Below are 13,314 nucleotides of genomic sequence, written 5' to 3'. Positions count from 1 at the left end.
TGCAGCGAAGTTTAGTACTTGCGCGACGGGAGCACCTGCGCCGCCACGTCCTCCGGGAACACCGTTTCGTTCGTCACGATGCGCTTGGGCAACTGCTTGCCCGCCACGACGTCCTTCACGGCGCTCATGAGCTGCGGCCCGAGCAGCGGGCTGCACTCCACGTCGACATTCATCTTGCCGGCGATCATCGCCTGGAAGCCGCCCTTGGTGGCGTCGAACGAGACGACGCTGATGTCCTTGCCCGGCTTCATGCCGGCTTCTTCCATCGCCTGGATCGCGCCGAGCGCCATGTCGTCGTTATGCGCGTAGACCACGTTGATCTTGTTTCCATACGTCTTCGCGAACGCTTCCATGACCTGCTTGCCGCCGGCCAGCGTGAAGTCGCCGCTTTGCGACGCGATGATCTTGAACTTCGGATCGTTCTTGATCACTTCCATGAGGCCCGAGTGACGGTCGTTGGCCGGCGCGGAACCCACGGTGCCCTGCAGCTCGACGATATTGATCGGGCCGGGGTTGTCCTTGTAGTGATCTTCAAGCCACTTGCCCGCGCGGCGGCCTTCTTCCATGAAGTCCGAACCGATCATCGTCACGTAGAGCGACTGGTCCTTCACGTCGATGTTGCGGTCCGTGAGGATCACGGGAATCTTGGCGCGCTTCGCTTCCTGCAGCACCGGCTCCCACCCCGATTCCACCACGGGGGAGAACGCGATCACGTCCACCTTCTGGGCGATATACGAGCGGATCGCCTTGATCTGGTTTTCCTGCTTCTGCTGGGCGTCCGAGAACTTGAGGTTGATGCCGGCGTCTTTCGCGGCCTGTTTGACCGACACCGTGTTCGCCGTGCGCCAGGCGCTTTCCGCACCGACCTGCGCAAAACCTAGCGTAATCTGCTTGTCTTCGGCGTGCGCGACGCCCGCCGCCAACGAGAAAGCGGCCGCCGCAGCGACCAACCCGCTTACCATGCGTGTTGCCAGTTTCATGCGTGTCTCCGATGTAGCTCTGCGCGTTGTATTTCTTTAATTCATGGCGCTACACCCGCGTCCATCACGGCCGGACAGTATCACGAGAAGTATCGCGCCATCCCTGGCCTCCGGTTATATCCTCTCGGTATACCGTTGGCCGCCCCTGCTGACCACAATAGACAAACTATATGCAACGGCCGGAACGGTTTCGATTAGCGTTTTCCCGATAATCGCGGTCCATATAGTCATGCTATTTATAGGACTTTCTCACTAAGTGGGCAAAGCCATGAACACCCGTAAGCCCAAGCTTCGCTCGGCCGCGTGGTTCGGCACCACGGACAAAAACGGCTTCATGTACCGGAGCTGGATGAAGAATCAAGGAATACCGGATCACGAATTCGCCGGCAAGCCGATTATCGGCATCTGCAATACGTGGTCGGAACTCACGCCCTGTAATGCGCATTTTCGCAAGCTCGCCGAGCACGTCAAGCGAGGCATCTACGAAGCCGGCGGATTTCCTGTCGAGTTTCCCGTGTTTTCGAACGGCGAGTCGAACCTGCGGCCCACGGCCATGTTCACACGCAACCTCGCTTCGATGGATGTTGAGGAATCCATACGAGGCAATCCGGTCGATGCCGTCGTGCTGCTGGTGGGCTGCGACAAGACCACGCCCGCGCTGCTGATGGGCGCGGCGAGCTGCGATGTGCCTGCGATTGCCGTGACCGGCGGCCCGATGCTCAACGGCAAGCACGAAGGGCGCGATATCGGTTCGGGCACGGTGGTGTGGCAACTGAGCGAGCAGGTGAAGGCGGGCAAGATCTCGATCCATGAGTTCATGTCGGCGGAGTCGGGCATGTCGCGCTCGGCGGGCACCTGCAACACCATGGGCACGGCGTCGACCATGGCGTGCATGGCCGAAGCGCTTGGCGTCACGCTGCCGCACAACGCGGCGATTCCGGCTGTGGACGCGCGCCGCTACGTGCTCGCGCATATGTCGGGCATGCGCATCGTGGAGATGGCGCTCGAAGACCTGCGCCTCTCGAAGCTGCTCACGCGCGCGGCGTTCGAGAACGCCATTCGCACGAACGCGGCGATCGGCGGCTCGACCAATGCGGCGATCCACCTGAAGGCGATCGCGGGACGCGTCGGCGTGCCGCTCGAACTCGACGACTGGACGCGCATCGGACGAGGTACGCCGACCCTCGTCGACCTGCAGCCTTCGGGCCGCTTTCTGATGGAGGAGTTCTATTACGCGGGCGGCTTGCCCGCGGTGCTGCGGCGCCTCGGTGAAGCGAACCTGCTGCCGCATCCCGATGCCCTCACGGCCAACGGCAAAACGCTGTGGGAAAACGTGCGCGAAGCGCCCATTCACAACGCCGAAGTCATTCGTCCGCTCGACAATCCGCTCGTGAAAGACGGCGCGTTGTGCGTGTTGCGCGGCAATCTCGCGCCGAACGGCGCGGTGTTGAAGCCGTCGGCGGCCACGCAGAAGCTGTTGAAGCATCGCGGGCCCGCCGTGGTGTTCGAGAACTTCGACGACTACAAGGCGCGCATTGGCGACCCCGATCTCAATGTCACGGCCGATTCCGTGCTCGTCATGAAGAACTGCGGGCCCAAGGGGTATCCGGGCATGGCCGAGGTGGGCAACATGGGCCTGCCGCCCAAGCTGCTCGCGCAGGGCGTGACCGACATGGTGCGCGTGTCGGACGCGCGCATGAGCGGCACGGCGTATGGCACGGTGGTGCTGCACGTGGCGCCCGAGGCGCGCGCGGGCGGCCCGCTCGCGATCGTGCGCGACGGCGACTGGATCGAACTGGACTGCGAGAAGGGCGTGCTGCGCGTGGATATCAGCGACGAGGCGATCGTCGCGCGGCTCGACGAATGGGCCGCGAACCAGCAACCCATCCCCGCTGATCGCAGCGGGTATCGCAAGCTTTATGTCGAGCACGTGTTGCAGGCCGACGAGGGCTGCGATTTCGACTTCCTGGTGGGCTGCCGCGGCTCGGACGTGCCGAGCCACTCGCATTGACATTCGGAATCCATATCAAATCGCGCGGCGCGTAAAAGCGTAACCTTCAAGCCGCCTTTGGCGCCCGCTCGTCGGCGCCGAGGCAGTTCAGGCCCATGAGCGTCGCCTCGACGGCTTCGTCGAGCGGCGTATGCGGCTCGCGCCCGAGTTCGCGGACGAGGCGGGCGTTGTCGAGCTGCAACGGCTCGCTCCACAAATAGCGCATTTCCATCAGTTCGCGCAGCGTCGTCACGAAGGGCGAGATGGCGCGCACGAAGGCCCAGGCGAATGGCTTGCTTTGCGGCTTCATTCCGTGGCGCCGGGCGACGCGGCAGATCGCTTCGACGAACTGCGAGCCATCGGCATCCCAGTGGCCGGCCATGTGGAACACCGCGAACGCGGGCAGCGTGTCGCGCCGTTCGATCAGCTCGAGCATCGTGCGCGCGACGTCGGGCACGTACGACCACGCGTGGCCCACGCCGCGGGTACCCGGCTGGCGCACGACCTGCACCGGCTCGTCACGCTTCACGATTCCTTGCGCAAACCAGCTATTGCCCACGTGCGGCCCGAAAAAGTCGCCCGCGCGCACGACGATCGAGCGCACGCCATGCTCGCTCGCGGCCTGCATGCGCCGCTCCAGTTCCACGCGAATCGCGCCCTTGCGCGTGAGCGGCCGCTGGGGCGAATCTTCACGCAGCACCGGGAAGGTGTCGGGCCCGAAGTTGTAGACGGTGCCCGGCAGCACGACAGTCGCGCCCACGGCGGCCGCGGCGGCGAGCGTGTTGTCGATCATCGGCAGCACGACCTGCGCCCAGCGCCGGTAGCCGGGCGGGTTCACGGCGTGCACGATCACCGCGCAACCCTGCGCGGCGCGTACCACTGCTTCGCGCGAGAGCACGTCGCCGTCGAGCCATTCGATGGCGCCGGCCGCCGCCGTGCCCGGCGCACCGCCGCGCCGCAACGCGCGGACTTGCCAGCCGGCGTCGAGCAACTGGCGCGCGACTTCGCTGCCGATTCCGCCGCTTGCGCCAAGCACGAGGGCGCGGTTCTGTCGATTGATGGGGCTGGCGTTCATGCGGGTTCTCCTTACGGGTGAGCTGTGATGAGGAGCATTCTGCGCCGTTTGCCGTCAATAAAAAATTGCCGAGAGTCGACCATAGGCTATACATTTATGCATAGACCGCGATCTGAATTGGGGACGATGCATGGCCGAAAAGGAACCGAACTGGGAGTGGTACCGGAGCTTTCTGCAGGTCCTGGAGAGCGGCTCGCTCTCGGCGGCCGCCCGCGCGCTGGGCATCACGCAGCCGACCGTTGGCCGCCATATCGAAAGTCTGGAAGCGGCGCTGGGACTCACGCTGTTTACGCGCTCGTCCGACGGGTTCTCGCCAACCGAGGCGGCGAACGAGCTGCGGCCCTACGCCGTCGGCCTTGCGATGACCACGGCAGCCTTGCGCCGCGCGGCGAGCAGTCACGGATCGGGCGTGCGCGGGACGGTGCGACTGACGGCGAGCGAAGTCATCGGCGTCGAGGTCCTGCCGCCGATACTGGCGGGCCTGCGCCACGACTATCCGGAGCTGACGATCGAACTTGTGCTGTCAAACAGGGCGGGCGACCTGCTCCGTCGTGAAGCGGACATTGCGATACGCATGTTCCGGCCAGTGCAGGAGGCGCTGGTCGCCAAACGTGTTGGCGCGATCGAAGTGGGCTTGCATGCCCACGAACGATATCTGGCGCTTCATGGAGTGCCGAAGTCGATGAAAGAGTTGTCGCGCCATTCGATCATCGGCTTCGATCATGAGAACGCGTTCATTCGTTCGGTTCAGCCCAGGTTCGCCGCCTACAGCCGCAATAACTTTGCATTTCGCGCCGACAGCGACCTTGCCCAACTGGGCGCGATACGCGCTGGATTCGGCATCGGCGGGTGCCAGTCGCCGTTGGCGGCAAGAGACCCGAAGCTGGTTCGCGTTCTGCGCGACGAGTTCTCGCTGAGTCTGGATACGTGGGTGGCCATGCATGAGGATTTGCGCACGAGCGCGCGCTGCGCCGTGACCTTTGCGGCGCTGGCGTCGGGGCTGGCTGCTTATATCCAGGGACAAGGCGCGTAAATACCGCCTCAACGCGGCGCACGGCCTGCCCGCGCATACGAAGCCAGCATCGTCGCGAGTTCCTGAGCGGCAGGCGTGAGGGGCACGGCCGCGCGCTGCAGCAAACAGACCTGCTGCGCCGCGGGCCGCTCGGCGATCCTGATGCGCGCGAGCCGTTCGGCAAACGGGCCGCGCGTGGCGACCACCGACGACTCCAGCGCGAGGCAGTCTGTCTCGCTGACCCAATGCAGCGTTTCGAAGAGCCCCTCCACCGTCGCGACGATGCGCGGCGGCGGCAAGCCGTGGTCGGTGAAGAACGTCGTGAGCCGGCTCGAAGCGAAGGCGTCCGCGATATTGGGCGAGCGCGTCGCGAGCCAGTCGCAGTGCGTGAGCGAGCGCAGCGTGCGCGCCCCCGCCTTCGGATGATCGAGGCGGCAGACGACTACCGGGTCCGACGGGTAAAGCTCCGTCACCGAGAGATCGGTCGTATCGGTCTGGTCCGAAACGAGTGCGAGCGCGAAATCGAGCGTGCCTTCGCGTATCCACGAAATCATCATGCGCGACGTTCCCGTGCGCAGACGTAGCGCCACGCGCGGAAACCGCTTGCTGTACTGCCCGAGCACGGGCACGAGCGCGTCCATCAGCGGGTCGGTCGTCAGGCCGAACGCCACTTCGCCCGCGTAGTCGCCGCGCAGTTGCTGCGCCTCTTCGCTCGCGCGCTCGCACTCGCCGAGAATCGATGCCGCGCGCACCAAGAGGCGCTGCCCGAGCACCGTGAGCGTCACGCCGCGATTCGTGCGGGTGAGCAGCGCGCCGCCCAGTTCGGCTTCGAGATTCTGCAACTGCTGCGTCACGCCGCTTTGCGCCAGGCCGAGCGCGCGCGAGGCCGCCCGCACACTGCCGCGCTGGGCGACGGCGACGAAAACGCGCAACTGGGAAAGCGTGAGACTCATGGGCGATGCCTGGATGCGATCGGTATAAGTGATCATGATAGACGAATTCGAGCTTTTCCCGAACGCCGTGTCGTCCTACCATCGGTCGGGCAGGAGACTCTCCCGTTCACTGATCGCTCATCATGAAAATAATCCCGTCGATCCTGCTTTCCCTCGCGCTGGCCCTGAGCAGCAGTGCCTTCGCGCGCGAGGGCGACGTCGTGCGCCTCGGCATCGATCCGACCTATCCGCCCATGGACGCCAAGGCGCCCGACGGCTCGCTCAAAGGTTTCGACGTCGATCTCGGCAACGAGATCTGCCGCCGTATTCACGCGCGTTGCCAGTGGGTCGAGCTGGAGTTTTCGGGCATGATCCCGGCGCTCCAGGCGCGCAAGATCGACGCGATCATGTCGTCGATGGCGATCACCGCGAAGCGCGAGCAGCAAATTCTCTTCACCTCGAAGCTGTTCCAGTTCAAGTCGCGACTCGTCGCGCGCAAGGGCACCTCGTTCGGCGGAACCGCGCAGTCGCTGGCCGGCAAGTCGGTCGGCGTGCAGGCGGGCACGCAGTTCGAGACTTATGCGCTCGCGAACTGGGCGCCGGCGGGCGTGCACGTCGTCACCTACAAGAGCCAGGACGAAGTGTTCGCCGACCTCGTCAACGGGCGGCTCGACGCCGCGCTGCTGGGCTACGTCGAAGCCGACTACGGCTTCTTGCGTACGCCGCAGGGCAGCGGCTTCGCGTTTGCCGGTGGCCCGCTATCGATGGGCGACCGCGGCACCGGCATCGGCATGCGCAAGGACGAGACCGCGCTGCAGGCGCAGATGAACGACGCGATCGCGTCCATGCTGAAGGACGGCACCTACGCGCAGATCGCGCATCGCTATTTCGACTTCGATCCGTACGGAAACTGAGTCGCTGCACACATTTTTGAAACCGCATTGAATTCATGAACCAGCAATCGATTCCGCTCCTGAGCGCCACGCCAGGCACGCACCGCGAACTGACCAGCTTCCATTTCGGCCCCGCCGACGCGCACCAGAAGGTTTATATCCAGGCGTCGCTGCATGCCGACGAAACACCCGCCATGCTGGCGGCCGTGTTGTTGCGCGCGCAACTGGCTGAACTCGAGGCGCAAGGCGCGCTCGCCGCGCAGGTGGTGCTCGTACCGCTCGCCAATCCCGTGGGCCTGAACCAGCATGTGCTTGGCCAGTTCATCGGCCGGTTCGATCTCGCGAGCGGCAGGAACTTCAACCGCCATTTCCACGCGTTTCCCAGGCTGCTCGCGCGCGCGAAGGAGACGCTCGGCGCCGACGTCGACCGCAATCGCGAGCTGATCCGGCAACTGATGCGCGAAGCGCTCGACGCACAGGCGCCGCCAACGGAATTCGATTCGCTCCAGCTGGCGCTGTTGAGGCTCTCGCACGACGCCGATCTGATCATCGACCTGCATTGCTCGCTCGAGGCGGTCATGCACGTGTACACGAGCGAGGCAGGCTGGCCCGATGTCGAGCCGCTCGCCCGCTACCTCGGCTCGCGCGCGCAACTGCTCGCCACTGACTCGGGCGCGCAGGCGTTCGACGAGGCGCATAGCCTGCTGTGGTGGCAACTGCGCCAACAGATGCCGGCCACGCAGCCCGTGCCCGCCGGGCCCACTGCGGTGACGATCGAGTGCCGCGGCCAGCGCGACGTCTCGTGGGAAACCGCGCAGCATGACGCCGACGCGCTGATCGACTATCTGCGCTGGCGCGGTGCGCTCGCCGACGGCGAGGTGAAGCCGCTGCCGGAGCTGCTGATGCCGGCCACGCCGCTCGCCGGCAGCGCGCAATTCAATGCGCCGCGCAGCGGCATCCTCGTGCACCGCGCGAAAATCGGCGACTGGATTCGCGAGAACGACCCGCTGTTCGATATCGTCGATCCGATGACGGGCGAAACGACGACGGTGAAGAGCACCGCGGAAGGCGTTTTCTATATGCGGAGGGCGATTCGCTTCGTCACGGCCGGCGCGCCGCTCGGCCGCGTAACGGGCACCCGGCCGATACGCAGCGGCGTGCTGCTGGGGGCTTGAGGGGAGGGGTTCGCGTCAGGCGTGCCGCGCTTTGTCCATCGGCACGATTACGCGCACCCAGAGGCCGCCCTCGGGATGATTGCCGATCTTGAGCTTCGCGTTGCACAGGCGCGCGAGGCGCCGGACGATCGACAGGCCCATGCCCCAATGCGTATCGAGTCCAAGGCTCGCCGCGCGCGAGGCAAGCAACGGCGACGCCGGCGCGCCACCCTCGGGCAGACTCGCGGCGACGCCTTCGCCGTGGTCCCGCACGCTCAAGGTCCACGAGCGCGGCCCGCGCGCCGTGCAGATTTCGATGGGCGGCTTGCCGTGCGCGTGTGCGTTGCCCACGAGATTGTCGACGAGCCGCACGAGCGCGGAGCGCGGCAGCGCAAACGCCTCGCCGGCGTCCAGCCGAAGCACGATGCTCGCGTCCGCGTTCGCGCCGTAGACGAAGCGGTCCTTCAGATACGCGTCCACGTTCACGGGCGCATGATTCGCGCCGCCGTGGCCGGCCGTGTCGACGAACTGGCGCGCGAGGTCCTGAAAGAGATCGATGTCCTCGACGAGCGCCACTCGCAAATTCCATCGCGTGACGTTCATCGCATAGGCGCGCAAGCGCGCAACCCGCGATTCGGTCTGCCGCAGGAAAGCGGCGAAGGTGGCCGACTGATCTTCGACCGCGCCGCTGCGGCGGCACAGCAGATCGCCGATCGTGCGGGCGAGGCCGTGCAGCTTGCGCGGGCAGTCCACGAGCGCGAGCGCGGGTGCCGGGCCGGTGCCGCTCGTCGCGACGCGCAGCGTGGCGATCATGGCGAGCAGGTCATGGCGCACCGTTCGCAGCCACCAGGCGCGCAGCGCGAACAGCAGCCCGCCGAGCGCCAGCATGAGCGCCGCGAACCGCGCATCGAACCAGCGGACGGCCCTCTTCAGGCGCGTGACGCCAGACGAACAGGCTTCGCGCAGATAGGAGGCGTTCGAGGCCGTCCCCACATGCGGCGCCCAGATGGCATCGCGCAGATGAGGCGTTACCTCGGCGCCGAGATTGACGATGTCCGGTTTGATCGACACCAGCGGGGCGATCCCATGGACGCTCGCACCTTGCGCGGCCAGTTCCAGCACCAGGTCGGCGTCCTGCTGTTGGGCGGCCTGCGTCGCGGAAGCCGGTTCGAATGCCGTGTCGCCGAAGTTGAGCGGCGAATCCGCATCGAGATATCGAAAACCGACTTGCACCAGCATCAACGACGCCATCCACAGCAGGAATATCCGGGCAAACAAGACAATCACCTTTCTTTTTTTAACATCGAAGTTTGGCTTGCGCCGGCGGGCGCATGGTTGAAATAGCCGCAAATCGGGCTATGACCGGCATTGTCCGCGAAGTGCGCGCATTTCTATTCGTGGAAAAGCGCCGGAAAATGCGCCGTTTTTCCCTCTTGAGGGATGCTGGCGGCACTCGCAGCGCAGTATTTGGGAGCGGGGCGTCGGTTGTGTCAGTCTCGTCGCACGGCGCTCGGGGCTTTTTTCCGCCGGCGGTGGCGTGAGCCTTCGGAGTCCTTGATAAAATCGCCGGACACCCGAATGCTCACGCGTGCGGCATTTCGTCAGGCCGGCTGGCGCAGCGTCCTGAAGGTTGCGCGAACTTCATCCGTGAACGCGGCAGGCTGCTCCCACGCTGCGAAATGGCCGCCTTTCGGAAGGCGATTGTAGTGAACCAGCCTGGGGTAGGCGCGTTCCGTCCAGCTCTTCGGTGCCGCGTAGATTTCGTCCGGGAAGACGCTCACGCCGACCGGCAGCTCCACATGCTTGGGCTCGAAAAAGTTGAGCTTGTTTTCCCAATACAGGCGCGCAGAGGAGACCGCCGTCTTCGTCAGCCAATAGAGCGTGACGTTGTCGAGCACGTCATCCTTCGTCAGGCCTTCGGGCTGGCCTGCGAACACGCGCGCGATCATCGCCTGACCGCTCGCGTCGTGGTCGAGCATCCATGCAGCGAGGCCGACCGGCGAATCCTGGATTGCGTAGAGCGTCTGCGGACGGTTCGCCATTTCGAGCGCGTAGCCCAAACCGTGCTTGTAAAAGTAATCGAGCTGCTCGTACGCGTGCTGCTCTTCCGGCGACAGTCCGGCAGGGGGCGGCGTGCCGTCCTTGAGCGACTTGGCGACAGCGTCGGGCACGGTCGCGGGCATGTTGGTGTGAATGCCCACGAGTCCTGCCGGCTTGAGCAGCGCGAGCTGTTCCGTCACGGCATTGCCCCAGTCGCCCCCTTGCGCGGCGTAGCGCCGGTAGCCGAGCCGGTCCATCAGCACGGCCCAGGCGCGTGCGACGCGCTGGGGGTCCCAACCGGTCTTCGTCGGCTTGCCCGAGAAACCGTAGCCCGGCAGCGAGGGAATGACGACGTGGAACGCGTCGGATGCGCTCCCGCCATGCGCGGTCGGGTTGGTCAGCGGTTCGATGATCTTCAGCTGCTCGATGATCGAGCCGGGCCAGCCGTGCGTGACGATGATCGGCAGCGCGTTCTCGTGCTTCGAGCGCACATGGATGAAGTGAATATCGAGCCCGTCGATTTCCGTGACGTATTGCGGCAGCGAGTTGAGCCTCGCTTCCACCTTGCGCCAGTCGTAGTCGTTCGCCCAGTAGCTGGCGAGCCGTTGCATGGTCGCGAGCTGCACGCCTTGCGAGGCGTCGTCGACCGTTTCGCGCTCGGGCCATTGCGTCGCGACGACGCGGTGTCGCAAATCGGTCAGCGCCGCTTCCGGCACATGCACGCGCAGCGGACGAATCGAAGTCGGATCGCCGCCGGCAATCTGCGTGATTCCGCCGGCCGCCGGCTTCGATTCTGCGAAGGCAAGCCGGCTCATTGCGGCGCCTGCAAGCGTGACAGCAGCGGCGCCGATGAAGCGCCGGCGCGAAAGCGGTGTGGGATGAAGATCGTTTGACATATCAATTCCTGATGGTGACGTTGGACCGTGGCGAGCAGGACGCATTGGACGTGCGTATGCCTTTCCTCAACCACAATACCTGTCGTAGTCCTGATTATTGCCGATCGAAGCCGGTCCGCAAAAACCGTGGGCGCGGCTGCGACGGCTATTCGGTGTCGAGTGAGCGAATCAGATTGGCGCGCAGGTTCACGATTGCCCTTTGCAGTTTCACGAATTCGTCGTGGCCCAGCCCGGTCGCGTCGGTGAGATCCGCGATTTTCAGGCTCTTTTCGCGCAGTTTCCGGCCGCTGGCGGTCAGGCTCACACGCACCTGGCGTTCATCCTCAGGGTCGCGCCGCCGTTGCACATACCCCATCGCTTCGAGCTTTTTCAGCATGGGCGTCAGCGTGTTGGATTCGAGAAACAGCTTCTCGCCCAGGCCGCTCACCGTCTGGTTGTCCTGCTCCCAGAGCGCGATGATCGCGATGTACTGCGGATAGGTCAGCCCGAGTTCGTCCAGGATCGGCTTGTACGCCTTGCCGAACGCCAGATTGGTCGAGTACACCGCGAAGCAAAGGTAGTCTGCGAGCGGCGCGGGCGTGGCGCCCTGCGCCGGGTGGTCCGTCGATTTCATGGTCATCCTCTTCAGGCAAAGGCCTCAATGGCTCGCGAACTTGAATAAATCGCTTGCGATTATATCGCAGCCCGACACCGGTTCCGCCGTACATCGCCATCGCGATGCCCGGCGAAACAGCCACGACGCGGTGGCGCAATCAATGGTGGGCGAAGAGGCTGTTTCGCTCCATCGAGACGCGGCTGCCCGCGTCCGAGGTGACGTCGGCCATGCCGCCGTACGCCGTCGCTGCGTTGCCGCCCTCGGTGCGCTCGGCCGCGAGCGTTTGCACGCTCTGGCCGCGTTGCGATGCCGGTGCGCCGACTTCGGGCCGATAGGACGGGGCCGGGCCGTAGCCGCTGGCGAATGCGGGGGCGGCTGCGCTGACAGAAAGGGCGATGAGGAGCTTGGCGATGAATTGGGTCTTCATGATCGGATCTCGCTAGGTGAATTGCAGTGAAATTGGGTGAAAGAGGCGATTGCGCTTGCCGGTTATGCGGTGACGACGGTGAGGCTCACGTCGATGTTGCCGTGCACGGCCTTCGAGTACGGGCAGATCTGATGGGCGCTGCGCGCGATGGCCTCGGCCACGGTTTGCTCGACGCCCCGCAGTTCGACCGTGAAGTGCGCGCCCAGGAACCAGGCGGCGCCGGTCTGGCCGATATCGACCTGAATGTCGACCGAAGCGTCCGCCGGCAGGGCGACCTTCTTCAGCGAGGCCGCGATGGCGAGCGCAGAGATGTAGCAGGCGGACCATGCGCCGGCGAACAGCTGCTCGGCGCGCGGGTGCGGTTCGGTCGCGACGATGTCGAGGGTTTCGCCGCTTGAAGACGACAGTTCGAGGTCGACCACGCCGAATTCGCCGCGTTGGACTGCGGGGTCGTGATTGATGGTGGTGTGGGTGTTGCCCGAGAACAGCACTTTGTCGATCGTTGCCATGGTGCGCTCCTTGATGGATTTCAGGTTTGGGTCATATGCCTCGCATACGATCGAATCGCATGCGATGCATAGTGGACGAGAAATTCCGGCATGTCAAGCGGATAAGATTAAATCGTATGCGAGTTATGTGGGGTGGCTTCGGAAGGGCGATCGGTCGCGATGATGTTAGCTATCGTTGTGTGTGGAAATTCGTGATCGAGACCTGTTTGCCGGCACTCCCGGGAGTGCCGGCACGGCCGGCGGAGCGGCCTGGGCCGTTCGCGAGCGTTACGCAGCCAGTTCGATGGCCGGCTCACAAACGATGGGGAAGTTCACCGAATTGGCGATATAGCACTGCTCGTGCGCTGCATGATGCAGCCGCTCGGCGAGGCTGCGGTTGTCGCTCGCGCGGATCGTCACGCGCGGGCGCAGCACGATCTTCGTGAAGGCGCCGCGCTGCGGCGTGTCGGCCATCGTGCCTTCGGCCTCGTCTTCATAGGCGAGCACCGCGATGCCCGCCTCGGCGCACAGGTGCAGATACCAGAGCTTGTGGCACGCGCAAGCCGAGGCCACGAGCAGATCCTCGGGATTCCAGCGTGAGGCGTCGCCGCGAAAGGCCGGATCCGATGAGCCCGGAATGTCCGGCTTGCCGTTCGCGCGGATCACGTGATCGCGGTCGTAGTCGCGATAACCCGAGGTGCCGCTGCCGCGATTGCCCGTCCATTGCACCGAAACGCGATAGGTGTGTTCGCCATGCGCCATGCTGACTCTCCGTCCAATCGAAAAGGGGTACGTCATTATGAGCGCATTCGGCATTTTGGTATACCATTAT

At 64.8% G+C, this 13,314-nt stretch carries 13 protein-coding genes; 4 read left to right on the top strand and 9 right to left on the bottom strand.

Annotated elements, in window-relative coordinates:
- Positions 1 to 11: 11 nt before the first annotated feature.
- Positions 12 to 980, bottom strand: a complete 969-nt coding sequence (locus M3A49_RS15440; protein ID WP_133179094.1) for an ABC transporter substrate-binding protein — start codon at positions 978 to 980, stop codon at positions 12 to 14.
- Positions 981 to 1,248: 268 nt separating this feature from the next.
- On the opposite strand from M3A49_RS15440, the gene M3A49_RS15435 reads away from it, so the two are divergent.
- Complete coding sequence (locus M3A49_RS15435; protein ID WP_266229406.1) at positions 1,249 to 2,991, top strand: IlvD/Edd family dehydratase; 1,743 nt, start codon at positions 1,249 to 1,251, stop codon at positions 2,989 to 2,991.
- Between the two features lie 46 nt (positions 2,992 to 3,037).
- Here the strand turns inward: M3A49_RS15435 and M3A49_RS15430 are convergent, their stop codons facing one another.
- The gene (locus tag M3A49_RS15430) at positions 3,038 to 4,045 is read right to left on the bottom strand and encodes an NAD-dependent epimerase/dehydratase family protein (protein ID WP_266229405.1); all 1,008 of its coding nucleotides are present in this window, start codon (positions 4,043 to 4,045) and stop codon (positions 3,038 to 3,040) included.
- 130 nt (positions 4,046 to 4,175) lie between these two features.
- On the opposite strand from M3A49_RS15430, the gene M3A49_RS15425 reads away from it, so the two are divergent.
- The gene (locus tag M3A49_RS15425; RefSeq protein WP_254356630.1) at positions 4,176 to 5,078 is read left to right on the top strand and encodes a LysR family transcriptional regulator; all 903 of its coding nucleotides are present in this window, start codon (positions 4,176 to 4,178) and stop codon (positions 5,076 to 5,078) included.
- An 8-nt stretch (positions 5,079 to 5,086) separates the two neighbouring features.
- Here M3A49_RS15425 and M3A49_RS15420 read toward each other — a convergent pair whose 3' ends face one another.
- The gene (locus tag M3A49_RS15420) at positions 5,087 to 6,010 is read right to left on the bottom strand and encodes a LysR family transcriptional regulator (RefSeq protein ID WP_266229544.1); all 924 of its coding nucleotides are present in this window, start codon (positions 6,008 to 6,010) and stop codon (positions 5,087 to 5,089) included.
- Between the two features lie 122 nt (positions 6,011 to 6,132).
- On the opposite strand from M3A49_RS15420, the gene M3A49_RS15415 reads away from it, so the two are divergent.
- Together M3A49_RS15415 and M3A49_RS15410 are read left to right on the top strand one after the other, a co-directional pair.
- Positions 6,133 to 6,903 carry a transporter substrate-binding domain-containing protein gene (locus tag M3A49_RS15415; RefSeq protein WP_266229404.1) on the top strand — a complete coding sequence of 257 codons (771 nt, stop codon included), beginning with the start codon at positions 6,133 to 6,135 and terminating at the stop codon, positions 6,901 to 6,903.
- Between the two features lie 35 nt (positions 6,904 to 6,938).
- A complete protein-coding gene (locus M3A49_RS15410; protein ID WP_266229403.1) occupies positions 6,939 to 8,057 on the top strand; it encodes a succinylglutamate desuccinylase/aspartoacylase family protein in 1,119 nt (372 codons plus the stop codon).
- 15 nt (positions 8,058 to 8,072) lie between these two features.
- Here the strand turns inward: M3A49_RS15410 and M3A49_RS15405 are convergent, their stop codons facing one another.
- The 6 genes from M3A49_RS15405 to M3A49_RS15380 all read right to left on the bottom strand — a co-directional run bounded on the left by M3A49_RS15405 (position 8,073) and on the right by M3A49_RS15380 (position 13,244).
- The gene (locus M3A49_RS15405; RefSeq protein WP_266229402.1) at positions 8,073 to 9,314 is read right to left on the bottom strand and encodes a sensor histidine kinase; all 1,242 of its coding nucleotides are present in this window, start codon (positions 9,312 to 9,314) and stop codon (positions 8,073 to 8,075) included.
- Positions 9,315 to 9,637: 323 nt separating this feature from the next.
- Positions 9,638 to 10,972 (bottom strand): epoxide hydrolase family protein, encoded by a 1,335-nt coding sequence (locus M3A49_RS15400; RefSeq protein ID WP_266229401.1) that lies wholly within the window; start codon positions 10,970 to 10,972, stop codon positions 9,638 to 9,640.
- A gap of 145 nt (positions 10,973 to 11,117) precedes the next feature.
- Positions 11,118 to 11,585, bottom strand: a complete 468-nt coding sequence (locus tag M3A49_RS15395; protein WP_266229400.1) for a MarR family winged helix-turn-helix transcriptional regulator — start codon at positions 11,583 to 11,585, stop codon at positions 11,118 to 11,120.
- 139 nt (positions 11,586 to 11,724) lie between these two features.
- Positions 11,725 to 11,994, bottom strand: a complete 270-nt coding sequence (locus M3A49_RS15390; RefSeq protein WP_266229399.1) for a hypothetical protein — start codon at positions 11,992 to 11,994, stop codon at positions 11,725 to 11,727.
- 62 nt (positions 11,995 to 12,056) lie between these two features.
- Positions 12,057 to 12,503, bottom strand: coding sequence for an Ohr family peroxiredoxin (locus M3A49_RS15385; RefSeq protein WP_266229398.1), 447 nt, complete (start codon positions 12,501 to 12,503; stop codon positions 12,057 to 12,059).
- A 267-nt stretch (positions 12,504 to 12,770) separates the two neighbouring features.
- Complete coding sequence (locus tag M3A49_RS15380) at positions 12,771 to 13,244, bottom strand: OsmC family protein (protein WP_266229397.1); 474 nt, start codon at positions 13,242 to 13,244, stop codon at positions 12,771 to 12,773.
- Between the last annotated feature and the right edge of the window lie 70 nt (positions 13,245 to 13,314).

It is taken from the genome of Paraburkholderia sp. CNPSo 3076 (genome assembly GCF_026343935.1).
GTDB classification, from domain to species: domain Bacteria; phylum Pseudomonadota; class Gammaproteobacteria; order Burkholderiales; family Burkholderiaceae; genus Paraburkholderia; species Paraburkholderia nodosa.
The sequence above is the reverse complement of the archived record's forward strand: the minus strand, read 5'-3'. Positions and strand labels throughout refer to the sequence as shown.

Excerpts from the sequence above, each read along its gene's own strand:
- M3A49_RS15430 (WP_266229405.1), bottom strand. The coding sequence starts at position 4,045 with ATGAACGCCAGCCCCATCAATCGACAGAACCGCGCCCTCGTGCTTGGC.
- M3A49_RS15420 (WP_266229544.1), bottom strand. The coding sequence starts at position 6,010 with ATGAGTCTCACGCTTTCCCAGTTGCGCGTTTTCGTCGCCGTCGCCCAG.
- M3A49_RS15400 (WP_266229401.1), bottom strand. The coding sequence starts at position 10,972 with ATGTCAAACGATCTTCATCCCACACCGCTTTCGCGCCGGCGCTTCATC.
- M3A49_RS15385 (WP_266229398.1), bottom strand. The coding sequence starts at position 12,503 with ATGGCAACGATCGACAAAGTGCTGTTCTCGGGCAACACCCACACCACC.
- M3A49_RS15410 (WP_266229403.1), top strand. The coding sequence starts at position 6,939 with ATGAACCAGCAATCGATTCCGCTCCTGAGCGCCACGCCAGGCACGCAC.
- M3A49_RS15435 (WP_266229406.1), top strand. The coding sequence starts at position 1,249 with ATGAACACCCGTAAGCCCAAGCTTCGCTCGGCCGCGTGGTTCGGCACC.
- M3A49_RS15395 (WP_266229400.1), bottom strand. The coding sequence starts at position 11,585 with ATGAAATCGACGGACCACCCGGCGCAGGGCGCCACGCCCGCGCCGCTC.
- M3A49_RS15415 (WP_266229404.1), top strand. The coding sequence starts at position 6,133 with ATGAAAATAATCCCGTCGATCCTGCTTTCCCTCGCGCTGGCCCTGAGC.
- M3A49_RS15390 (WP_266229399.1), bottom strand. The coding sequence starts at position 11,994 with ATGAAGACCCAATTCATCGCCAAGCTCCTCATCGCCCTTTCTGTCAGC.
- M3A49_RS15380 (WP_266229397.1), bottom strand. The coding sequence starts at position 13,244 with ATGGCGCATGGCGAACACACCTATCGCGTTTCGGTGCAATGGACGGGC.
- M3A49_RS15440 (WP_133179094.1), bottom strand. The coding sequence starts at position 980 with ATGAAACTGGCAACACGCATGGTAAGCGGGTTGGTCGCTGCGGCGGCC.
- M3A49_RS15425 (WP_254356630.1), top strand. The coding sequence starts at position 4,176 with ATGGCCGAAAAGGAACCGAACTGGGAGTGGTACCGGAGCTTTCTGCAG.